Origin of the sequence: Arcicella aquatica (assembly GCF_034928825.1) — a bacterium.
GTDB lineage: Bacteria > Bacteroidota > Bacteroidia > Cytophagales > Spirosomataceae > Arcicella > Arcicella aquatica.
This window is the reverse complement of the sequence record NZ_JAYFUL010000013.1, coordinates 125,972-149,090: the sequence shown is the minus strand read 5'-3', so window position 1 is coordinate 149,090 and position 23,119 is coordinate 125,972. Positions and strand designations below refer to the sequence as shown.

The 23,119-nt window shown below is 36.9% G+C and carries 13 protein-coding genes, 1 rRNA gene and 1 pseudogene; 4 read left to right on the top strand and 11 right to left on the bottom strand.

Annotation, left to right across the window (positions count from 1 at the left end; genetic code table 11):
• Position 1: 1 nt before the first annotated feature.
• Positions 2-113, top strand: a 5S ribosomal RNA gene (gene rrf / locus VB264_RS10575).
• A 264-nt stretch (positions 114-377) separates the two neighbouring features.
• On the opposite strand, the gene VB264_RS10570 is transcribed toward rrf, so the two are convergent.
• The 6 genes from VB264_RS10570 to VB264_RS10545 all read right to left on the bottom strand — a co-directional run bounded on the left by VB264_RS10570 (position 378) and on the right by VB264_RS10545 (position 5,823).
• Complete coding sequence (locus VB264_RS10570) at positions 378-1,289, bottom strand: glycosyltransferase family 2 protein (protein ID WP_323249159.1); 912 nt, start codon at positions 1,287-1,289, stop codon at positions 378-380.
• A 15-nt stretch (positions 1,290-1,304) separates the two neighbouring features.
• On the bottom strand, positions 1,305-1,922 hold the full coding sequence (locus VB264_RS10565) for an acyltransferase (RefSeq protein WP_323249157.1): 618 nt from the start codon (positions 1,920-1,922) through the stop codon (positions 1,305-1,307).
• 8 nt (positions 1,923-1,930) lie between these two features.
• Positions 1,931-2,797 carry a glycosyltransferase family 2 protein gene (locus VB264_RS10560; RefSeq protein ID WP_309924432.1) on the bottom strand — a complete coding sequence of 289 codons (867 nt, stop codon included), beginning with the start codon at positions 2,795-2,797 and terminating at the stop codon, positions 1,931-1,933.
• A gap of 44 nt (positions 2,798-2,841) precedes the next feature.
• Positions 2,842-4,050 carry a glycosyltransferase family 2 protein gene (locus VB264_RS10555; protein ID WP_323249155.1) on the bottom strand — a complete coding sequence of 403 codons (1,209 nt, stop codon included), beginning with the start codon at positions 4,048-4,050 and terminating at the stop codon, positions 2,842-2,844.
• A gap of 70 nt (positions 4,051-4,120) precedes the next feature.
• Entirely contained in the window at positions 4,121-5,311 is a 1,191-nt protein-coding gene (locus VB264_RS10550; RefSeq protein WP_323249153.1) for a sugar transferase, read from the bottom strand.
• Between the two features lie 128 nt (positions 5,312-5,439).
• A complete protein-coding gene (locus VB264_RS10545; protein ID WP_309924437.1) occupies positions 5,440-5,823 on the bottom strand; it encodes a response regulator transcription factor in 384 nt (127 codons plus the stop codon).
• A gap of 715 nt (positions 5,824-6,538) precedes the next feature.
• Between VB264_RS10545 and VB264_RS10540 the strand changes: the two genes are divergently transcribed.
• The gene (locus VB264_RS10540) at positions 6,539-7,954 is read left to right on the top strand and encodes an aldehyde dehydrogenase family protein (RefSeq protein ID WP_323249151.1); all 1,416 of its coding nucleotides are present in this window, start codon (positions 6,539-6,541) and stop codon (positions 7,952-7,954) included.
• A gap of 45 nt (positions 7,955-7,999) precedes the next feature.
• On the opposite strand, the gene VB264_RS10535 is transcribed toward VB264_RS10540, so the two are convergent.
• Complete coding sequence (locus tag VB264_RS10535; RefSeq protein WP_323249149.1) at positions 8,000-10,273, bottom strand: GH92 family glycosyl hydrolase; 2,274 nt, start codon at positions 10,271-10,273, stop codon at positions 8,000-8,002.
• A 421-nt stretch (positions 10,274-10,694) separates the two neighbouring features.
• Here VB264_RS10535 and VB264_RS10530 point away from each other — a divergent pair, with 421 nt between their 5' ends.
• Positions 10,695-13,430: a PQQ-dependent sugar dehydrogenase gene (locus VB264_RS10530; RefSeq protein WP_323249147.1), complete on the top strand. Its 2,736-nt coding sequence runs from the start codon at positions 10,695-10,697 to the stop codon at positions 13,428-13,430.
• Positions 13,431-13,496: 66 nt separating this feature from the next.
• On the opposite strand, the gene VB264_RS10525 is transcribed toward VB264_RS10530, so the two are convergent.
• The gene (locus tag VB264_RS10525) at positions 13,497-15,716 is read right to left on the bottom strand and encodes a TonB-dependent receptor (protein WP_323249145.1); all 2,220 of its coding nucleotides are present in this window, start codon (positions 15,714-15,716) and stop codon (positions 13,497-13,499) included.
• 118 nt (positions 15,717-15,834) lie between these two features.
• Between VB264_RS10525 and VB264_RS10520 the strand changes: the two are divergent.
• Positions 15,835-16,659, top strand: a pseudogene (locus VB264_RS10520) (transposase).
• Between the two features lie 83 nt (positions 16,660-16,742).
• On the opposite strand, the gene VB264_RS10515 reads toward VB264_RS10520, so the two are convergent.
• From VB264_RS10515 to VB264_RS10505, 3 genes are all read right to left on the bottom strand, one after another.
• A complete protein-coding gene (locus VB264_RS10515; RefSeq protein ID WP_323249143.1) occupies positions 16,743-18,044 on the bottom strand; it encodes a leucine-rich repeat-containing protein kinase family protein in 1,302 nt (433 codons plus the stop codon).
• Between the two features lie 185 nt (positions 18,045-18,229).
• Positions 18,230-19,237 carry a sugar phosphate isomerase/epimerase family protein gene (locus tag VB264_RS10510; RefSeq protein ID WP_323249141.1) on the bottom strand — a complete coding sequence of 336 codons (1,008 nt, stop codon included), beginning with the start codon at positions 19,235-19,237 and terminating at the stop codon, positions 18,230-18,232.
• Positions 19,238-19,301: 64 nt separating this feature from the next.
• A complete protein-coding gene (locus VB264_RS10505; protein ID WP_323249139.1) occupies positions 19,302-23,051 on the bottom strand; it encodes a ThuA domain-containing protein in 3,750 nt (1,249 codons plus the stop codon).
• Between the last annotated feature and the right edge of the window lie 68 nt (positions 23,052-23,119).

Below are 23,119 nucleotides of genomic sequence, written 5' to 3'. Positions count from 1 at the left end.
TTATGGGGTTGATAGGACTGGTGTTCACCTCTTCCCATCTCGAACAGAGAAGTTAAGCCCAGTTCCGTTGATGATACTGCAATCACATGCGGGAAAGTAAATAAACCCCAAAAATATTAACAAAGAGCTACCTCGAAAGGGTGGCTCTTCTTGTTTTTGGAGACTTGAGGACTGAAAGACGAAGGACTATAAGACACAAGAATAGGTAAGTACAGGGGCATATGCAATATGACCTTTGGAAGAACAAAAAAAGTCACCCCCTAAAGGAAAGAATTTGAAAACGTCATAAAAAAACTTAAAAACTATAAGATCATAACAATCCTACAATCTTTAAGTCTTATAATCTACAAATCCTCTAATCCTTAAGTCATACATCCTCAAGTCTTTAAGTCGTATTCATCCTTTGAAGAATTACTAAAATTCCAGATAAATCCTTGCCAAAAAGCTTTTAAATGTGGCCAATCTCGTTTTACTAAATATCCTAATAGATTTTTTGGAAGAGCAATGGCTGTATAATATATATACATCAGTATCTTTTGATACCCAAAAGTATTTCTTCGTAAATAAAGCAAGCGATTTCTACTATAATAATAGGTTTTAAGGGTTGAACCTTTACCTGTACTCATAGACTCTTTATGCCAAACTTTACTACTTGGCTCATACCAAATTGTATAGCCAGCTCTTTTAAATCTTTCGCAATAATCCATTTCTTCATAATACAGAAAGAATAATTCTGCCATGAGTCCTACTTTTTCAAAAGCAGCCTTTGAAAAAATCATTGCTGCTCCATGGGCACGCGATGTGGGCATTGCCTTATCATGCTGACCAGTATCTTTTTCTAAATAACCAATGCCGAAGCCTCGACCTGAAATAGGGTTAATAGGCGTATAGCCTGCAAATTGTATAACGTCTGGTTCGTCAAAATATAAAATTTTAGGGCAAACTACTCCAATATTAGCATTCGTTTGAAAGCGTTCGATAAGGGGTTCAAGAAAACCTGCATCTACTTCTGTATCATTGTTCAATAGCAAATAATATTCTCCTGTTGCTATTCTTAGTCCCTTATTGTTTCCGCCTGCAAAACCAAGGTTTTCACCAGGTTCAAGATAAGTAATCCAAGGAAAATCTATTGGAAGTTGGTAGCCAAAATCTTTGGTACTATTATCAACTACAATTACTTCAATAGATGGATAGGTTATTTTTTCTAACGAACGTAATAACGCAGCAGTAACATCAGTACTGTTGAAATTTATGGTTATTATAGAAACTTTTGGTTGATGATTTGCCATCTTTGTTATTCGTTTTTAGCTTACTTTTTCCCACTGCCCTGATGTAGCATTGTATTGTTTAATTACTTTAGCAGGGTTGCCAACAGCAACGCTAAAAGGAGGAATATTTTTAGTAACAACAGCACCACCAGCAATTACACTATGTTTCCCAATAGTTACGCCCGCAGTAATCACCGCATTAGCTCCAATCCAACAATCGTCTTCGATAGTTATTTGAGCTGTTATAACTGGCTGTAAATCAATAGGAAGAGTGACGTCAGTGTACACGTGATTAAGACCACTCATTACGATATTTTGTGCAAAAATAACGTTATTACCCACTGTTACAGGGCCAATGATTACATTGCCAATACCGACTCTTGAATTATTGCCAATATGAACAGCCCCTACGCCATTATTAATGGTAGCAAAATCTTCTACTGTGCTAAAATTGCCCAGTGTAAAAGGCTGAAAAGGCAAAACATCTACTCTTGTTCTTCTGCATATCACAGAGCCTTTCCCTTTTTTATGAAAGAAAGGATTAATAAACCATTTTACCCAAAGTCGCGGTCGTGCCTGATACTTTGGAATTAAACACCAATGCACAAATTTCTTTAAGGCAGGATTTGATTTGATGGTTTGAATAATAGACATAAGAAGAGTTATTTTTTGAAAAGATGTTTTTTGATTCTAAAGATAAGCGCCTTTTTTAAGCCACCATCTATTTGTATTCGTCTATCACTTGTCCATACTTTTGCATCATCACTATCTACCGCCTCAATTTTTCCTCCTGCTTCTTGTAAGCGTAATGCCATCATACCGTCTTCAGTGGCATGACCGGCATCATCAAAAGCAACCCCTCTGAAAGTTCTTTGTACTTCAATATCATAGCCGTTTATGTCGATACCTTTTTGTCTAATAAAGCCAGAATTATATCCTAACACATTCAGGAAAGGTTGTGTACGTTCTTTTTGTTTAATCACAAAACTACTCAGCATTTCATAGAAAGCATATTGCCAACGTGGGGTAGAAGGAGAAGGAAGAAATGAATAACTACCATGTACGCAATATACGGGAACAGGTTTGTCTTGTCCGTTTACTAGCGCATCAGTCATGGCCGTAATCCAACCTGCTGGGTATAATGTATCACTATCGCAAGTCAACACATAAGTGCCTTTTGCTTTGTGCAAACCACAAGTTCTGGCATGACCTACGCCTTGCTTCGTCTCCAAAAAGTTTTTTACACCAATTGTATTTAAAAGATTGGCTGTGCCATCGGTTGAATTATTATCAATTACGATTAACTCAACTGGATATTTTGTATTAGTATTGGCAAGGGAAATTAAGGTATGCAGGATACTCTCTTCTTCGTTCCATGCAGGAATTACTACACTGACAATGGGATTTTCATTAGAAAATATAGATAATTTTTTCTTTAGCGCTTCAACTTCACTAGCGGAATACTTACTAATGAGTAATGGTTTGCTTAATATTTGCTCTACCCATGTTGGTAACGAAAAATTAATCATAGTTTTTTCAATTTATGGAATAACAACTCTTTTAAAGGCACCAATTATTCTGCTCTTTTCACTTTTTCCCAGATACCAGACGTTAATCCATTCTTATACCTGAAGTACCCTAGTATAGCGCAATAATTCATGAAAGAAAAATAGAAGGGTACAAAAAGTATTTTTACCCTAATTTTCTTATTTTCAAGATAATAGCCAAGCAATGCTAAAATATAGAAAGCAATTTGAGCAAGCATCAAAAGATGATATATGAAATTATCTAATAATTCAGAACCAGTAATAAGTAGTATAAGATTGATTAATACTAAAAGAGGAAGACAAAATGGAGCCACTGCCCAACGCATAGCACGGTGTGAAACATATTGAAATGAAAGTAAGCCATAACGGAAGATATTCCAAAGAAACCCCAAACGGGCTATGGCCTGAAAACCTCCTGCTGAAATCCTGATTTTCCGCTTCATTTCATCTTGAATAGAGAAGGAAGGACGTTCACTAGCATAAGCATCTGGTTCATAGATTACCCTAAAACCATTGGCAGCAATTCGTAAAGAAATAATAAAATCATCCAGAAGCGTATCTTTCTCAACGTGCTCAAATAGATTGGTTCTTACAGCAAATAATTCACCTGCAGCCCCTACAACAGAGTATAGTTCTGTATCTAATTTTTTCAGAAAAGATTCGTACTTCCAATATAAGCCTTCGCCAGCGCCAGCAGCGGCTTCTGATCCTTCTGTTTGAATACGCTTTTCACCTGCAACTGCCCCAACTATAGGGTCTTGAAAGTGCCTTACGATATTTTTAATAACAGCGTGGTTGAGAGTTGTGTTAGCATCTGTAAAAATAACAATAGGCGTATTGACAGTCTTCATTGCCATATTCATGGCTTCAATTTTACCTCTACGGGTATCGCCTGCAATCATTCTTAGATTACTATATTCTGATTGAAGCGATGCTATGTATTCTGAAGTGCCATCATTTGAGCCTTCTGTGACAAAAAGGACTTCGAATTTATCAGATGGATAATCTAGCCCAAATGTATTGATAACCTTGGCTTCAATGCACGACATTTCATTGTAAGCAGGCACCACCAATGTGACTTCTGGAAGAAAGGTAGGGTCGTTATACTTTTTAAAAGTGAACCCGAATATTTTTCTGATTTTTACAAAAATCCAAGCAACTATACCGTAACCAACATAAGTATAGGCTACTAGCCCTATACAAATCCAGAAACATAGTTCAAGTATGAGTTTCATAGTTTAATATTTTGAGAGGTATTAATTAAATTAATACAGCAGGGCTGAGCAGTTTTTCTGGGTTGGGCTTCTATACATTTTCAGATTGTAAGAGAGCAGGGAATGTCATAAAAAAGATTTTCAAATCGTATTTGAATGAAAAATTACGGGCATACTCAATATCCAATTCTATTCTTTCTTGTTCGGTCATATCTTTTTTGCCTTTCCCTCTTTTTGTTACTTGCCAAAGACCAGTAAGTCCGCCAGGACCAGCAAAACGTTCGATATAATCGTCTGTTGTTAATTTTTCAGCTTCGTATAGTGGTAAAGGTCTATTTCCAATCAGAGACATATCTCCCAAGAATATATTAAACAATTGTGGTAGCTCATCGATACTACTATTTCTTAAGAAACGCCCTAATTTTGTAATTCTTGGGTCGTTCTGAAATTTCATGAAAGCTACTTTTTCTTTTTTCTTGTTCAAGTAAACCTTTTCACAAGTTTCTTCACCATCCAAGTATAATCGTTGCTGACAAGAACCAATTAAAGCACACTCATCACAAAGCCCATCTGTTTTGGCTTCCGTTGTTCCTTTGGTGTACATATTCAGCGATTCCATGTTTTTGATTAACTGGTCAGCATCAGTACGCATCGTTCTAAACTTATAAATTTCAAAAATCTTGTAGCCAGCACCCACACGTTTAGATTTATAGACGATAGGGCCTTTTGAATCTAATTTGATAAGAATAGAAATGATAATAAGCAGTGGAGACAGCAACAATAAAGCTAAACCAGTAGTAGAAACATCAATAAAGCGTTTCCAGAATGGAATTTTTACCTCTAAAATATTTGATTTTGTTTGTTGACTAGCAACATAATGACGACGCTTGATGAAGTATTCTAATCGAGTGACTAAATCGCCAGAGCTAAAATCTTTAGGATAGATATCATCTCCTTTTTTCTCAATAATTTCTTTAATCAGACCAGGCGTTACATGGTCGCTGGTAAGAATAACAGGCAAATTCTTTGTCCAGTTATCTTTTCTTATTGTTTCTAGAAATTTAATTCCGCCTAGATTTCTAGCAATAATAATAGCATCAGGGGGATAAGTATTTTTTACAAACTCCAGACATTCGTCTAAGTTACTAATAACCTTTATGTGAAGTTTTTGTCCAAATTTTTTCAAAAAATTGACCACTACAAAATCTTCATTTTCAACCAAAATTACTTTAATAGGAAAATCATCCTTTGGTGATGATATAGTCTGTGGGATACTACTCATATTTTAGTGATTTTAATAATTATATCTCAAGACATACACGATAAACTTTGACCTCATAAGCTTTAAGGTAACAAATAATGAGTAAACCTCTTAATATGTTTTATAAAATAAATGGTTAATGGCGTTGTCTATTTTACTCTGCGTAAAATAGCTTTTATTTTGGCATGTACTTCCATCGGATTAAACGGTTTTAACATAAAATCGTCGGCTCCTAAGTTCAAGCATTCTATTCTTTCTTTACTTTCGTCAGTACCTGACAAAATAATGATTGGTAGATTACTAAATAAATTACTTGCACGTACTACTTTTACAAACTCCTTACCATCCAAGTTTGGCATGTTAAGGTCAGCAATAATAAAGTCAGTATCGTTTCCTGCATCTAACCAATTCATGCCTTCCATCCCATCATTTTTAACTGTTACATCAAACTCTTTGTTCAAGAAGTGTTCTAATACTTTTCTAGTACTTGCTTCATCATCAACTATTAGAAGTTTCAATTTACTGTTGTTCATTATTTTTAGTTATTGAATTTTTCAGGGCTGTTGTGGAAATAATAAAATTATGGTTAATTAAGAAACACTTCCATTAAGTGATGTAATGAAAAGCCTTTTTGTATTACTTTTTTATACAATAGTAATCAAATTGAAATCAATAGTATAAAATAAATATTATAAAAAAAGATGCAGCAGTAGATTAATAGTGAATATGTGATTTTTTATATACTCTCTTAAAGTTACAATCAATTACCTTGCCAAACAAATGTTTTTATGCTTTTAAACACCCTAAACCATATTAAAGGTAGAGTTTGTACAATAGAAATTTCGCACTCATATAAAGAATACTGCTATCCACATTTATGGAAAATTTAAATATAAATATATTGATATAAAATTGCTATTTTACAATTAACAATTTTAGTTTATACTTTTTTGAGTAGCAACATGGATGGCTCTCTCATCTTTGATGTGCGATATGTTTAGAATAAATCCTTATTATTTATGAAGCTGTTTAAACTTTCCCTTTCGGGTTAAACTAAGTCTTTTAGAATAGCTTGTTCCAAAATTTACTCAACGTAGCGATGCTATGCTTCGCAAATTTTGAAAAAATCAATTCAAAAATACAATACTTTCACCTCAGAAACGGAAAGTTTAAACAGCTTCTATACTAACTTAAGGATAATTCTAATTTAATCTAATTTTTTTGGTGTTTGCTAATCATTTATTGATAATGGATAATAAGGAATGGACTAATGCAATTGATGCTATTTTTAGTAAGCAACTAGAGAACCAATATACTATTGGCCATACAAATGCATTAGAAAGAAAAACTAAATTAAAAAAATTGCTTAAAACGATTCTTCAATATCGAGAAGAGATTCAAAAAGCAATGTTTGATGATTTCAAAAAAGCACCCGCTGAAGTAGATTTAACAGAAATATATACAGTTATTAACGAACTGAATCACGCAATCAGACATCTTAAACATTGGATGAAGCCTAAGGCTGTGCCAAGCCCAATCTCCCTGTTAGGAACTTCTTCTTATATTTATTACGAACCCAAAGGAGTTGTACTAATCGTTTCTCCTTGGAATTTTCCGTTTAATTTAACGTTTGGTCCCTTAGTTTCTGCCGTTGCTGCTGGAAATTGCGTCATCATAAAGCCCTCTGAGCATACTCCTCACTCGGCGGCTTTAATGAAAAAAATGATAGCAGAAGTATTCCCTGAAAATGAAGTAGCAATATTTGAAGGGAATGCCGAAGTAGCAGAATACATCACCACATTACCCTTCAACCATATTTTCTTTACGGGAAGCCCTGCTTTAGGAAAGAAGGTTATGAAAGCGGCGGCTGAAAATCTATGCTCGGTTACGTTAGAATTGGGTGGTAAAACACCCGTCATTGTAGATGAATCTGCTGATTTGTCCAAAGCTGCTAGCAGAATAGCGTGGGCAAAATACTTGAATAATGGGCAAGTATGCATCGCTCCAGATTATTTATACATTCAAGAAAGCGTAAAAGATGATTTTATAAAACTATTCAAAGAGCAAGTCTTGGCTTTTTATGGGGAAAACCCTCAGGAGTCTAAAGATTATAATCGGATTGTGAATAAAGGACATTTCAAGCGTTTGAAGAGTTATATAGAAGAGGCTAAGATAACGGGAGCAGTGATAGAAATGGGCGGAGAAACAGACGAAAGCCAAGCGTTCATTGCTCCAACACTGCTATCTAACGTCAGGAAAGACAGCAAGGTGATGCAAGAAGAGATTTTTGGCCCAATCCTGCCTTTAATTACTTTTAAGGAACTAGACGAAGCTATTCAGCATATTCGTCAACACGAAAAGCCTTTGGCTTTGTACATTTTTAGTAAGAATAAAGGCTCAGTAAATGGCATCATTAATCAGACAAGGGCAGGAGGGACGGTAATTAATCATAATACATTACACTTTTTTAACAATGAATTACCCTTTGGAGGCTCAAATAATAGTGGCATTGGAAAGGGGCATGGGCATTATGGTTTCTTGGCATTCTCTAACCAAAGAGCGATTATGAAACAATGGTCTCCTTTTATTGCGTTAGATTTACTGATGCCTCCTTATACCGATTTTAAGCAGAAAATAATAGATTTGACAATTAAGTATTTCTAAAAAAATAGCCCGAATTAACGTTAGTTGTTCGGGCTATTTTGATGATTATTTAGAAAACGAATAAGGGAAATCTACTGTATTTGTGCCTCGTGTTTTGTTAGGAGAAGCTGACATCTTAAAATCAATCGTAGCACCTTGCATTAACTTCTGATGACTCAACCAGTTTTTACTATAGGGTAATCCGTTAAATTTTAGGGTTTGTATATACTTGTTTTGTGTATTGTTTTCAGGAGCATTTATCGTGATTTTCTTGCCATTTTCAAGCGATAAGGTTACCTTTTTGAATAGCGGAGTTCCCAAAACGTATTGATCTGTAGCAGGAGCCACAGGATAAAAACCTAAAGAAGAAAATACGTACCAAGCAGAAGTTTGTCCATTATCTTCGTCACCACAGTAACCATCTGGCGTAGGCTGATACATTTTATTCATTACTTCTCTAATCCAATATTGAGTCTTCCATGGTTGTCCTGCATAATTATACAAGTATATCATGTGTTGGATAGGCTGGTTTCCATGGGCATAATTTCCCATATTCATAATTTGCATTTCACGGATTTCATGAATGACAAATCCATAATATGAATCATCAAAAACAGGAGGAACGACAAAGACAGAATCTAACATTTTGCTAAACCCTTTATGACCACCCATTAAATTTGAAAGACCATTGATGTCATGGAAAACGCTCCATGTATAATGCCAGCTATTTCCTTCCGTAAAAGCATCTCCCCATTTAAAAGGATTGAATGGACTTTGGAAAGTACCATCCTGATTTTTACCTCGCATCAATTTTGTACTAGGGTCGAATAAGTTTCTATAATTCTGTGAACGTTTTGCAAAGCGGTCTATTTCAGCTTGTGGACGTTTCAAGGCTTTTGCTAATTGATAAATACAGAAATCATCATAAGCATATTCCAACGTTCTGGCTGCATTTTCATTGATTTTTACATCATAGGGCACATAGCCTAATTGGTTGTAATACTTTACGCCCAATCGTCCCACGGAACTTATCGGGCCTTCGTTCTCACTGTTTTTTAATAAGGCTTCATACAGCTTATTAATATCAAAACCTCGTCCACCTTTCAAGTACGCATCGGCAATGATAGAAGCCGAGTTAGAACCCACCATACAGTCACGATGCCCCGGACTAGCCCACTCAGGTAAGAAACCACTTTCGTCATAAGTATTTGCCAAACCTTCCATAATTTGTGCATTCAACGAAGGGAACATCAAATTAAAGAAAGGGAAAACGGCTCTAAAAGTATCCCAAAATCCATTGTCAGTAAACATATAGCCTGGTAATGTCTTTCCATTGTAGGGGCTATAATGAACGACTTTTCCTTGAGCATCTAGTTCATAGAATTTTCTTGGGAACAACATTGTGCGGTATAAACATGAGTAAAAAGTACGTGTTTGTTGGTCAGTACCGCCTTCTACTTTTAGTCTGTTCAGTGAGTTATTCCAGATTTTCTCACCTTTGTTTTTTACTTGTTCAAAGTTGTCTTTTCCTATTTCTTTTAAATTGATTTCTGCTTGTTCGAAACTGATGAAAGAAGATGCCACCTTTGCCTGAACTTTCTCGCCTTTCTCGGTAGCAAAATCAATTACCACTCCTGTGTGGTTTTCTTTGATTTCTAACGTATTATCAACCAGTTCTTTGCCGTTCCAAGTGCTTGTGCTAGCAAAAGCTTTATCGAAAACAATCACAAAGTAATTCTTGAAATTCTCAGGAACACCCCCACTGTTTTTGGTAGTATAGCCAATGATTTTTCTTTCGCTTGGAATGATTTTGATGTATGAGCCTTTATCTAAAGCATCGACTATGATATGTGCTTTGTCGGTTTTAGGGAATGTAAAACGAAGTACGGCAGCTCTTTCTGTGGGCGTAATTTCGGTTGTTATGTCATGGTCAGCTAAATAGACACTGTAATAATGAGGCTTCGCAACCTCTGCTTTGTGCGAAAACCAACTTGCACGGTCATCTTCTTTGAAGACACGCTTGCCCGTAGTTGGCATAATTACAAATTGTCCGTAGTCATTAATCCATGGACTTGGCTGATGTGTCTGTTTAAAACCTCTTATTTTGTCAGCGTCATAGGTATATGCCCAACCATCGCCCATTTTACCCGTTTGTGGCATCCAGAAATTCATTCCCCAAGGAAGGGCAATGGCAGGATACGTATTCCCAGCTGATAAACTTGGTTTTGAAGCTGTGCCCATCAATGTATTTACCAAATCAACAGGATGCTCACTTGATTGTGCAAGCGAAACGAGGTTGATTGTGATAAAAAATAAGCAGTAATAAAATCGTTTAATCATTTTTATAAAATTTTATGTTGGATAATCCTTTAAAGGTAATGCTTTCGTTTTTGTGTTCTGTTTGTATTTATAAGCCTAATTTAATCAGGAATACGCTTGTAATGTGTTTTCGGAGAAAAATACATATTCCCCCAAAATATACTCAGTAATGTTTGTAATAAGCTATTCTAAATAAATTTCTATTATACAAGGGTATATTTAAAAAAAAGACGTCTCTTAGTAATGTAAAAGCGCATGAAATAACAAAATTGGTATTACCAATATGTCCCCTATTTTTGACGAAAAACAAGACTGATATTTCTATCCTGCCTAATAATTTTGTATTATTCAAATCAAGTCTTGAAAAAATACAACATACTTACTTAAATTTGGTATACTGTACTTTTATTTATCTCTATTATTTAAGTTTAATATACTCTCAATGTTTCATTCTATCGCAAAATACAGTTTGTATTTAGGAGCATTCCTAGGTTTAAGCTCTCTTACCCATGAATCTATGAACACACATGTTACAGCCTCAAAGGCTAATGTGTGGGCAGATACCTTAAACCGACCTGAAGAAAATCGCTTTAAAAAAAGCGTACTTTCTAACGACCTTAACGAACCTATGGAATTGGCAGTTGCCCCAGATGGTCGTGTATTCTTCGTAGAAAGGGCTGGTAAATTTTATGTATACGACCCTGTTCAGAAAAAGACTAGATTACTTTATGACTTTCCAGCCAAAGCGGTTGATAAGTACTTAAATGGTTTGTTGGGGATGACCATAGACCCTCACTTTAGTCAGAATCATTATTTGTACTTTTTTTATACCGTACAAGACAAAGAACAAACTAAACAGAGAATAGCAAGATTCAAAGTAAATGATGATAGTTCGCTTGATATTGAAAGTGAAAAGGCGATTATTGAATTTCCTATAGACTTAGAAGTAAGTGCCCATACAGGAGGTTCAATGGCTTGGGATGCACATGGGAACTTGTTTATCTCAACAGGTGACAATACCGTACCTTTTGAATCGAATGGTCATGCACCGATAGACTCAAGAGAAGGAAGACCTATTTTTGATGCACAACGTTCGGCAGGTAACCCTAATGATTTACGAGGTAAAATTCTTCGTATTCATGTAGAAACAGATGGTTCTTATACCATTCCAGAAGGAAATTTGTTTCCTAAAGGAACAGCAGGTACTCGTCCAGAAATTTTTGTAATGGGTTGTCGTAACCCTTACCGTATTTCGGTTGACCCAGCAACATCATATCTTTATTGGGGTGAAATTGGCCCTGATGCTGGAACAGATGGTGTACAAGGGCCACGTGGCTATGATGAATTCAACCAAGCGAAAAAAGCAGGAAATTATGGGTGGCCATATTTTGTAGGCGACAATAAACCATATTTTCAATATGATTTTGCTACGAAAAAAATAGGGTCTCTTTTTGATCCAAAAGCTCCTGAAAATACTTCTCCTTATAATACAGGAATTAAAAACTTGCCTCCAGCACAAAAGGCAATGATTTGGTATCCTTATAACCAATCGGCGGAATTCCCAGCGTTAGGCGTGGGAGGTAGATGTGCGATGGGTGGGCCAGTATATCATTTTGACCCTTCAATCGCTAATCCAACAAAATTGCCTGCTTATTACGATAAAGCACTATTTGTATATGACTGGATGCGTAACTGGATTTATGCGGTACGTTTAGATGAGCAACAAAACTATCAATCCATGGAGGCATTTATGCCAACAACAGGAGATTTCCGTCGCCCAGTAGATATGGAAATAGGGCCTGATGGCAGTGTTTATTTGCTTGAATATGGCTCAGTTTATGGTATTGATAACGAAGATGCTCGTTTGGTAAAAATAGATTTCAATAGCGGAAACCGTGCCCCTGTAGCAGAAGCTGCTGCGGTAGATACGATTGGGCTGGCTCCATTAAAAGTAGCTTTCAAAGGAGATAAAAGCCATGATTTTGATAAAGGAGACCAATTGACATATCAATGGAAATTTGAAGGCAAAGCTGTATCAACAGAAGTGAATCCTACTTATACTTTCAGTAAAAATGGTATTTATAATGTAGTATTAACGGTAAAAGACCAATTAGGAGCAAGTAATACGGATACTTTAAAAATAAAAGTAGGAAACACAACTCCAGAAGTTGCCATTGCTACAACTGATAATAGTACATTCTTCAAGGCTTCGCAAACTACCTTGAAGTATGCCGTAAGTGTGAAAGACAAGGAGGATAAAATAATCGACCCTAAGAAAGTGAAGGTTATCCTCAACTATATTCCTAAAGTGAGCAGAGAGCCGTTGATGGGACATCAGCAATTAACGTCAACCTTTAGTTTGGGTAAATCATTAATTGCGGGGTCAGACTGTAAGGCTTGTCATCAGGTAAATGCAAAATCTGTAGGACCATCGTTTACTGAAGTTGCCAAGCGATATAGAGATGATAAAACAGCGATTGCGAAGCTTGCCAATAAAATCATCATTGGTGGTGGTGGTGTTTGGGATGAACGAGAGATGAGCGCCCATCCACAACTGTCGCGTGAGGAAACTACCGAAATGGTAAAATACATCCTATCATTAGGCAATGTACCTGTAGAAAACAGAATACCACAACAAGGTAATATTACGTTGAAAGAACACGTTGGAAAAGAACAAGAAGGACGCTATGTATTGACGGCTTCTTATACAGATAAGGGCTCATTGGTAGCACCACAAGGCAAAACAAAGGCGGTACTAGCACTTAGTAAGAGTGACGTATTGGTGTTGCGTCCTACGAAAGTATTTGGTAGCGAAGCAGATGTGCTTAATAATATTGGCAGACAAGGGAAACGTTTGGGTAATATCCATAACGGCTCGTACTTTGTGTTGAAAAATATAGACTTAAAGAATATAGAGCAACTTACTTATCGTTATTCTTCAAAAGACAAAGGAGCAAAAATTGAAGTACATGCTGATTCACCAACAGGTGAAATTATTAGTACTTTGACGTATGTACCAACAGGTAACTGGAATACTTATACAGAACAGAGTACGGCGATTCAAGCAATTGAGGGAAAACATGATTTGTATTTTGTGTTTATCAAAAACGAAACGCCAAACAAGGATTTGTTTAGTTTAGAATGGATAGATTTTGTATCTGCAAAAAGTCTGAAATAAATATTGGTTTGAAAACAAAAAAGCCTCAGCTCAATAATGAGCTGGGGCTTTTTTTGTTGGTTTCAACTAAAAACTAATTCCTATTGTTCCTTTTAAAAAGAAAGGAAAACCTGGAGTAAAGTGAATTTCTGTGACAGGTTCACTTTCATTTTTCAATCTTGATTCTGTGGCAAACTGTGTTTCATTCCATTTTACATTCAATAGATTTTCGGCTATTAAACCAAAGTTTACCTTCTTGATTTTATAATTCACATTACAATCTGTAACGGTATAGCCTTTGGCAACGATAGAATAATCTTCGTTGGCTGCACGATTGCCTAAATGTCTAACGCGTAGTCCACCAGAAAACCCAGAAGGGTGAGTAATGCTTAATCCGCCTGTTAAGGTAAAATCGGGAGCTAAGGGAATATAATTTGCCCCTTTGGGTTCGTCAATACTTCTGGCGATAGTATTCGTCATGTCGGCATTGAAAAACAGCCAATTGTTTAATTGATAACGAATACCTAAATCAAACCCTTTCCGTAATGATTTTCCACTGGCTTCAATCACAGCTTCGTCGCCTACATACACAAACTCTTGGTCGAGGTGCAAAATCCACAAAGCCATGTTTAGGATTAAGCGTGACTGTGGTTTCCAAATCATGCCTAAATCACTACCATAAGCGGCTGGTAATACGGTCTGACTATTATTTGCTAAACTACTTACACGCGTATCATTTGAATGAAAGCCTTTACCTGCTTTAAAGAATAGCTGAATATCATGGTCTGGATTATAAATGATATTCAATTTCGGACTGGCGATAAATTTTGAAACGGCTTGAACTTGGTTGTTATTAAGCTTGTCGAGGTAATTGAAATTGAAGTAATCAACTCTGATAGCTGGATTAATCAACCAATTGCCACGGTGATATTCAATGCCTGTGAATCCGAAAGCATTGGTTTCTTTTACATTACCAAACTTTAATCTCTCCAGAATCGTCACACGGTTGAGCGTATGCGAAAGCTCAAGGTCGTTCACGGCATCATAGCGAAGTCCTACGCCCGACTGCCAAGATAAACTTCCCGCCGAAAGGGTATAATATTGATGAATTTCTGACTGAAATCCTAATATGTCTCTGGATTCCTTTTGCTTGATTTGGTCGCCATTGACTGAGTCTTTCAAGAAAAAAGTAAAGTTGGAATACAGCTCAAAATTGTAATGACTGTAATAAGCAGTATTTTTAAACAGCAGCGATTCGCCTACTTTTTTTGTATGCTGAAAATTGATATTTGTTCTACTGGTATTACCACCTTCTTTATCATCAATAGCCCCGAAACGAGTAATCAAGCCTTCATCAATTGCTCGTTGTGGTACTTGTCCCGAAGCATTCCATTTACTGGTAAAATAGGCCACGGAGAAATTGATTTTATGCTGATTGGGCAACTCAAGGGCATATTTCCCCATCAAATTCAAACGATTGAATTTTTGTGGCGAAATAAAAGGACCATCAGAATACAAATATTCACTGGCGATATAAGCCGATTGTTTTTCTTGTTGACCTAATAAATTGACCAAAGCCATCGTCCTGAAAGTGTTAAACATGCCAGCACTTGTCGAAACCTGACTTTCCTTGATACGTTCCTTAGTTTGAAATTCGACATACCCCGCCGTTGTTAAATTACCTTTATTGGCAAAGTAAGGGCCTTTACCATAATCTATTTTCTCAATCGTTTCTGGAATCAGAAAGTGTAAATCGGCATAGCCTTGTCCGTGTGCGTGCGAAACCATGTTTACTGGCATTCCGTCCACGGAAATATTGATGTCTGTGCCATGGTCTAAATCAAAGCCACGCAAAAATAATTGTTCAGCCTTGCCACCGCCAGCATGCTGACCGATAAATAGCCCTGGTACTTTACGTAAAATTTCCTGAGAAGAATTAACAGGATAAGTTTTTAAGTCAATTTTAGAGATGATGCTTTGGGCATTTACTTCTGGACTAATCGTTACTTCATTTAGCTGAAAAGTACTTTCTTGTAAAACAATTTTTAAAAAATGCTGTGCTGGTGTAAACACAATTTTCTGTGTTTTAAAACCCATGCACGAGATTTCCAACGTATCACCTTGACTAACTTTTTCCAGTATAAAATACCCCAATTTATTGGAATGTGAGTGTTTGTCAATACGTCTGTTCACAATAAAACTGTCTTCAATGGGATTTTTGTTGGAATCGGTAATGGTTCCTTCAACCTTTTGTGCAAATAGGTTTAGGTTTAAAAATAATAAAATAAATGTAATTGTTTGTTTCATGAATGTTGATGATGAAAGGTTTATTAGCTGAAGTCATCTTGACTTTTTGCTATTATTGCTTAAAAATAAAAAAGGTTGCTGATATTTGTTTTTCGAACCATACCAAAGCAACCTTTTTATGTACTACTTACTCAGCAAAGATATAATAGAATCTGAAATAATTTGTCATTTACCTGTAAGAAAACGAGGGTTTAAGCCACAGGCTCCGACTTGTGAAATCATTAACTTTATTCTTTACAAGCTCAAGACTGGGATTCAATGGCATTTATTACCTGTCAATAGTTTATTCAGTACTCATGTTCTTCACAATAAAAGTGTTTTCGGACATTATTGTCGTTGGTGCAAGGAAGGTATTTGGAAGAAATGTTGGATAGAACTTTTGAAAAAGTATAAGTCTTCTTTCGACCTTTCAATGGTAAATTTAGATGGAAGCCATTCGTCATGTATTCGAGGTGGAGAGGAAGTTGCACATCAAGGCAGAAAGAAACGTAAAACAACTAATGCTATTTACTTGACTGATAAACAGACACTTGCGCTAGCTATGTCAACACCAGTTTCAGGTAATCACAATGATTTATTTAACATTGAGCAGACTTTTGAAGAACTTACCACGATGTTAGAGGATGCTACTATTTCAGTTGATGGACTATATATGAATGCTGACGGAGGTTTCGACGCAGAAAATTTGCATCAATTATGTCATCAAAAACAGATTATCGCCAATATTGCTCCTAACAAAAGGAACACTACTGACGATAATTGGTGTGGCATCATGGACGAAGAACTTTACAAAGAGAGGTATTCTATTGAAAGAACTAATGCATGAATAGATAGTTATAGGTCTTTGTTAAATCGCTTCGATACAACACTCTCAAGTTGGATGGGGTTTAATTTTATCGCCTTTATTATCATGGCAATTAAGAAAATTAAAAAGTCAAGATGACTTCGCTGTCAGCTTTGAGCAGAGAGCAATAAGTTTTTTGTAAAATTAGATAGGTTTTGAGGTAGAATATATAAGAAAGACGTTTAGTGAAGCAGTAAAATTTGCTGATGAATTTCTTTAAAACTTGGACGTTCCAACACTACTTCGTTCATACAGTTTTGAACCAAGGCTTTTAATTGACCAATAGAAGGATGTTGTGTATCGGCTTCTACGACATATCTTAGTAAATCATCTAGTAAACAAGCAAAAGCCCTTACTTCTAAACGCTGAATAGCAGGAGCGTTACTAGAATGCACATGGTAAGTACTACCCGCCCCGAAGTCACCAAACAGGGTATTCGCATTTTCATCTACCAATGTATTATGAGCATATAAGTCACCATGCGAAACACCTAAGGCATGCAAATGTTCGCCAACGCTAGCAATAGCGGAAGATATTTTAATGACTTCGGCTAAGGTAAAGACGGTGTCTGCAGGATAAGTATCTCTGGTACAAGTGTCAAAGCTCGGTGGACCGCCAAGGTTTCTAAAAGTTGGTGGAATCAAATCCATCAATAAACCATGTTTATTGGTTGGATGGTTTTTAATTTTACCCAGTACCGTTACTAAGTTTGGATGTGTACCTGCTGAAATACAAGCATTCATTTCATCAGTTGGTAAACCATCGCTAGTCACTTCTCCTTTATATACTTTTACGGCAACTTCTTTATGATGAGTTTCCCAAACAGCTTTGGCAATGATGCCCGAAGCACCTTCTCCCAATTGCTCTTTAATGGTTAGTTCATCCCAAGAAAATTCTTCCAAGGCTACTTGTTCTTCGGTACTTTCTGAAAAAGGATTGCCTGCAAAAGCTAGCCACGAAAGGCGAGGGAATGTTAATAATTCTGCTGGAAACTGCTCAATCTGATTGGCCGAGATGCGGAATAATTCTAGGTTTTTACAGCCTGCTAATTCCTGTGGCAATACCTTTAGCCGATTCCCCGCCAACATCAACTTTTGCATACGAGCACATTTGCCAATAGAAGCAGGAATACTTTCAATAGCATTATTCGTCAAAATTAACCAACGAGTATTGATAGGAATGGCATTTTCGGGAATAGTTTTGATGATATTAGCTTTGAAACCAATCATTTCTAATGCAGGACATTCTGCTAATACTGCTGGAAATTCAGTGAAAAAATTATCTGAAAAAAAAGCAATTTTTAGATTTTTCAGCACGCCAAAATCTTCTGGAAGAGATGAAAGCTCATTGCCTGATAAATCTAAAATTTCTAAGGTATCAGCTAAGGTATAAATCTCCTTTGGGAAAGTCTTTAATCCACAAGATAGTTTTAAACGGGTTGTTCCTAATAGTTCTCCTGAGTATAGTTGTTGGAGTGTCTGCATGAATGGCAAAAGGTTTGTTTCCGACAAAGATAGTCAGCAATAGGCATTGAGCTTTCAGAGAGAAGATTTTTTCCGTTAAAGAGGGAAAGATTGAGAGATGGTATGGTAATCCTGATGGCATGACTTGGAGTCATGCCATCAGTGATTTTATAGTAATTTTAATTTTATACTCAATAGATTAACCCTTACATGCTATATTTTTCCAACAAAGCCTTCGTAGCTCTGATGCCAGCATCCTCGTCCAAGTAGTTTTCTTTGGCACCCATCATTTTCATAAAGCCTCCTTCGTATTCTATACCTACAAAGCCTTTGAAGTTTTTGCTCAAACCTTTGTTGACAATCGGCATCATTTTGGCAAAATCTGTATCGGTACAGTTGCCATTATCATCAAATAAATGCGTTTTAGCACTAACCCCTTTGGCAAACGGCATCAGTTTTTTTACACCATCGTATTTATCATATTCATGAATTACTTTGGCATCTCTGAATCCCTCCATTGTCATGGCTTTAGGCTTTTCTCTTTGAATGAAATTGCCAAAATCAGGTAAACAACCCGCATAAGGATTATTTACTTGTTTGAGTAAACTTACCAGCCAATCAGGATTGGTTGAAATGGTAATATGGTTTTCGATGATTACGCCAATACCTGCTTTTTGTCCGTATTCTACCAATTTACCATAGCCATCTACACCTGCTTTCATGATTTCTTCGGGCGTGCCGTCACCATCCATATTTACACGGATTGAATGACAGCCTAAAAATTTAGCAGCATCCACCCATTTATAATGATTTTCAATGGCTTTCTGACGAGCCGATGCATCACTCGCTCCTAAATCACCTTCTGAATCTACCATAATCAATACATTTCGAACACCCAAATCAGCAGTCCTTTGTTTCAGTTCGTTCAAATAAGCTTGGTCTTTGGCTTTATCGGCCCAGAACATCGAAACATATTCTACTGCATTAATACCAAAATCGTTTTTAGCTTTTGCAGGAAAATCCATGTTTTTCAGTTTCCCACTGAATAATGACCCTGCTAAGGAAAACTCCGCTAAAGAGATTTCAAAATGTGGTTTTGCTGATGCAAATATGGTTTCTGGAAGAAAATTCGCTGCTGTCAAAAGTCCCATCTGAGCCATAAATTGGCGACGGCTTGAATGATTTTGTTCCAGATTTTCTATGTTATTTTTCATTTGTTTTAAAGGTTTGAAAAAAGGGCAACAAAGTTTTTACCCTGTTGCCCTTCTATTTTAATACTTATTCTTTTTTACCATCAAAAGCCATTCCCATTGCTTCTAATTTCATTTTTGAAACATTTCCAGTATCATCTTTAACGAAGCTAACAGTTCCTTTTCCGCCAGCATCAAATTTATCTGGTGTGTCAGTTGGCGTTAATTCTCCTACATTTCCGCCTGCATCAATGATTAACTTGCCGTCTTTTACCGCAATTGAAATGAACTCAAACGGTAGGCCTGTCATTTTATACTTGCCTGCATAACTGTTATAATCTGTTTTAGTTTCAGTAGGAGTAACTGTTGCAGGAGCAGCATCACCTATTTCTGTTTTAAACTCAACACCCATCACTACCATCAGTGAGCCTTCTGCTTTTGGATTTTGGAAGACGACATACAAATCATGTGTTCCTTCTGTTGGAGTAATGTTGATGGCAACTGGTTTGCCGGCAAAGCTCATTTCTTCTGAAGGAGCAAGGAAAGGAGATGCCCCTATTACTTTACCCGTTGGTGAATCAATGCGTATTTCGATAACTCCTCCTTGGGCATTCAACTGTGGTTTTGGCGTAACAGCCGAGAAAGATATTTGTTTAATTTCTGCTAAATCTATCTGAGTAAGCGTAACATAAGAACCTGATTTAGAAGGAATAATTAACTCGTTACCACCGAATGACATTTTTGAAACAGCTTCGTATTTATCAAATCTATGCGGACTCATTTTCGCATTACGAAGTGTAAATGTTTTTTCAGAAGCTAATGAAGGAATTCCTTTCGAACCTTGGTCTTCATAAGAAGCACGCAAAATATATACCCCTTGTCCTTTGTCGTTAGCAGGTAATTTAGCCGTGTAAGCTCCTTTTACAGGCAAAGTACTTGCTTTGGTTTTTTCTTGTGAGAGGCTCAAGATATATTTTACCATATCTGCCGCATCTGCTGCTGAAAGTTGTGGGTGACCACTCATTGGTACTTCGCCCCAAACGCCGCTTCCGCCCGAAATCACTTTCTTAGTTAGTCTTTCTAATGCACCGCCATCGTTTTTGTATTTAGCCGCAACATCTTTGTACATCGGTCCTACTGATTTTTTATCAATACTGTGGCAAGCCTTACAGTCGCTCGCTTCCATCAATTTTTTGCCTGAAGCAAAACTTGCCGAAGCATCTGCCGAACGGTGTCCTTGCGCAATAGCGATTTTATCAAAGCCCTCTGCCAGATAGTCAATACTCACGGCTACTTGGTCTGGTTTAATTTTCCCATCTGCTAAACTGCCATCTTCTCTATCACTTACTTTTACTTCATAATTGAATGGTTTATTGGCGAAGTAAAACGTTTTATTGCTTTTTGGTAAATCAAAAGCCAATGCTGGCGGTTCATTTCCTGCCGTCAATTCCATCGATTGACTATTGCTTTCTCCTTTGCCATCCGACACCGTAAGCGTTGCTTTATAAACCCCAGCTTTGGTTAATGTCAATGAAGCATCAGGCGTATTGATTACTTTGATAAACCCTTTTTTGTCTGTAATTTTCCAAGAATATTTCAGCACGTCTCCATCAGCATCTACCGTACCTTTTGAACTAAGTGCTACTTTAAAAGGAATAGCGCCCCCCATTTTATCTGCTTCAATTTGTACAATTGGCTTACGATTCCCTCCATTGTATTCTATGCGAATCAAACGGGCATCATCATTCGCCGTGAACCAACCTGAGCCGTATTCCAACATATATAAATCGCCATTTTCGGCAAATTCCATATCCATCGGATTACTGAATTTATAGCTTGGCATAAAGCGTTCCATTGAAACATAATTACCCTCTTTATCTAAAGTAACTGCCATAATCCAGCCACGCATCCATTCGTAAATCAATAATTTACCATCATAATATTTCGGAAAAGCATGGTTAGCATTTTTGAAAGCTTCACTATAAAATACTGGACCAGCCATGGCGTTTCTACCGCCACTACCCACTAATGGGAATTCTGGAGATTCTGCATAAGGATACCATATAAATGCTTTTTGTGCTGGAGGTAATACTTTCAAGCCTGTGTTGTTTGGCGAAGTATTCGTTGGTGCATTGGCATCCCACAATTCTAATGATTTATTATTAACAAAATCAAATTTATTGTAAGCCTTGTTATCACCTACAAAATGTGGCCAACCATAATTGCCAGCTTTGCGTGCTTGTCCTACTTCGTCATGTCCTGCTGGACCACGGTCAGCAGCTGGTTTGTTGGCATCTGGCCCAACTTCTCCCCAATATAAATTGCCATTTTTTTGATCTACTGAAATACGGAATGGATTACGGTGCCCCATTGTATAAATTTCAGGACGAGTATTAGGCGTACCTTTTGCAAATAAGTTCCCCTGTGGAATAGTATAAGAACCATCAGCAGTAGGCTTAATTCTGATAATTTTACCTCTTAAATCATTGGTATTGGCCGAAGATTTTTGAGCATCCCAAGGTGAACGATCTGCACGTTCATCACTTGGACTATATCCACTAGAACCGTGTGGGTTAGTATTATCGCCCGTTGAAAGGAACAGATTACCAGCTTTATCCCAAGCAATAGAGCCACCCGTGTGACAGCATTGTTCTCTTTGTGTTGGAATTTCTAATAGCACCTTTTTAGAAGATAAAACCAATTCATCACCTCGTAATTCGTAACGAGTCAAGACATTTTTGGCATCATCACCTTGAGGTGAGTAATACAAATAAATCCAGTGGTTTTGTGCAAAATTAGGGTCTTTGCTCAAGCCTAATAAACCATCTTCTGCTTCAGAGATTTTGCCTTCTTTGTCTTTATATTTTGTACTTACAGGAATAGACGCAATCGTTTTCAATTGTTTCGTTTTAGTATTATACAAACGCACATCTCCACGACGCTCGATAAATAAAATACGTCCGTCATTCAAGACGCTTAATTCCATTGGCTCGCTCAATTTTTCTTCTAACACTACTTTAGAAAAACGATTTTCTTCTGGACGAGCCTTTGTGTAATCCAACGGTTTTGGCGCATCGCCACCCATTACATAATTTAAGCCAGCCCAAAGGTGTGCTAAGAAAAGAGGCTCACTATAAGTTTGGTCTGTATGTCCCATTGCTGTATAAAATGAACGACCACCATCAAACTCATGATACCAACTGATTGGGTGATTGTCGCCATTTTTACCTCCTTGATATGTTTTCTCATCAATTTTTACCAACACATTAATGGTTGGGTCAATTTTCTGAAAACTATAAAATTCATCTTCACGCTCAAACTCGTCAGGCAACATCTTTGTTCCCCAGTGGTTTTTCATCGTTACATAAAATTTACCTTTTTGTACATTGCTTGGGGTACTTGGATGGTCTAAGAAAAATGCACCTGCCAAATGGCCATACCAAGGCCAGTCGTATTCTGTATCTGTTGCCGCATGGATACCCAAGTAGCCACCACCAGCTTGGATATAGCGTTCAAACGCTACTTGTTGTTCAGGGTTTAATACATCCCCTGTTGTACTTAAAAAAACGACAGCGCGGTAGCGTTTAAGGTTCTCGGTATTAAAAGCAGTAGCATCTTCTGTTAAGTCCACAACAAATCCCTTTTCCTTAGCCATTTTTTGAAAGGCAGCTTGTCCTACTTCAATAGAAGCATGACGGAAACTAGCCGTTTTGCTAAAGACCAATACTCTGGGCGCATTTGTTTGTCCAATAAGTACCTTAGAACCCAACAAAAAAATACCCAATATCAACATAAGGGTATTTATTAAAGGGGGAAACTGGTAGTGTTTTTTGTTCATTTTGACTGATTGTTTTGAATTAGATAATAAAATTAAATGGCTGAAAATAAGACAAAAGGTAGGTAAAC

Coding starts and splice junctions, on each gene's coding strand:
- VB264_RS10510 (WP_323249141.1), bottom strand. CDS start 19,237: ATGAAAAATAACATAGAAAATCTGGAACAAAATCATTCAAGCCGTCGC.
- VB264_RS10505 (WP_323249139.1), bottom strand. CDS start 23,051: ATGAACAAAAAACACTACCAGTTTCCCCCTTTAATAAATACCCTTATG.
- VB264_RS10540 (WP_323249151.1), top strand. CDS start 6,539: ATGGATAATAAGGAATGGACTAATGCAATTGATGCTATTTTTAGTAAG.
- VB264_RS10535 (WP_323249149.1), bottom strand. CDS start 10,273: ATGATTAAACGATTTTATTACTGCTTATTTTTTATCACAATCAACCTC.
- VB264_RS10530 (WP_323249147.1), top strand. CDS start 10,695: ATGTTTCATTCTATCGCAAAATACAGTTTGTATTTAGGAGCATTCCTA.
- VB264_RS10515 (WP_323249143.1), bottom strand. CDS start 18,044: ATGCAGACACTCCAACAACTATACTCAGGAGAACTATTAGGAACAACC.
- VB264_RS10525 (WP_323249145.1), bottom strand. CDS start 15,716: ATGAAACAAACAATTACATTTATTTTATTATTTTTAAACCTAAACCTA.
- VB264_RS10565 (WP_323249157.1), bottom strand. CDS start 1,922: ATGTCTATTATTCAAACCATCAAATCAAATCCTGCCTTAAAGAAATTT.
- VB264_RS10550 (WP_323249153.1), bottom strand. CDS start 5,311: ATGAGTAGTATCCCACAGACTATATCATCACCAAAGGATGATTTTCCT.
- VB264_RS10560 (WP_309924432.1), bottom strand. CDS start 2,797: ATGATTAATTTTTCGTTACCAACATGGGTAGAGCAAATATTAAGCAAA.
- VB264_RS10545 (WP_309924437.1), bottom strand. CDS start 5,823: ATGAACAACAGTAAATTGAAACTTCTAATAGTTGATGATGAAGCAAGT.
- VB264_RS10555 (WP_323249155.1), bottom strand. CDS start 4,050: ATGAAACTCATACTTGAACTATGTTTCTGGATTTGTATAGGGCTAGTA.
- VB264_RS10570 (WP_323249159.1), bottom strand. CDS start 1,289: ATGGCAAATCATCAACCAAAAGTTTCTATAATAACCATAAATTTCAAC.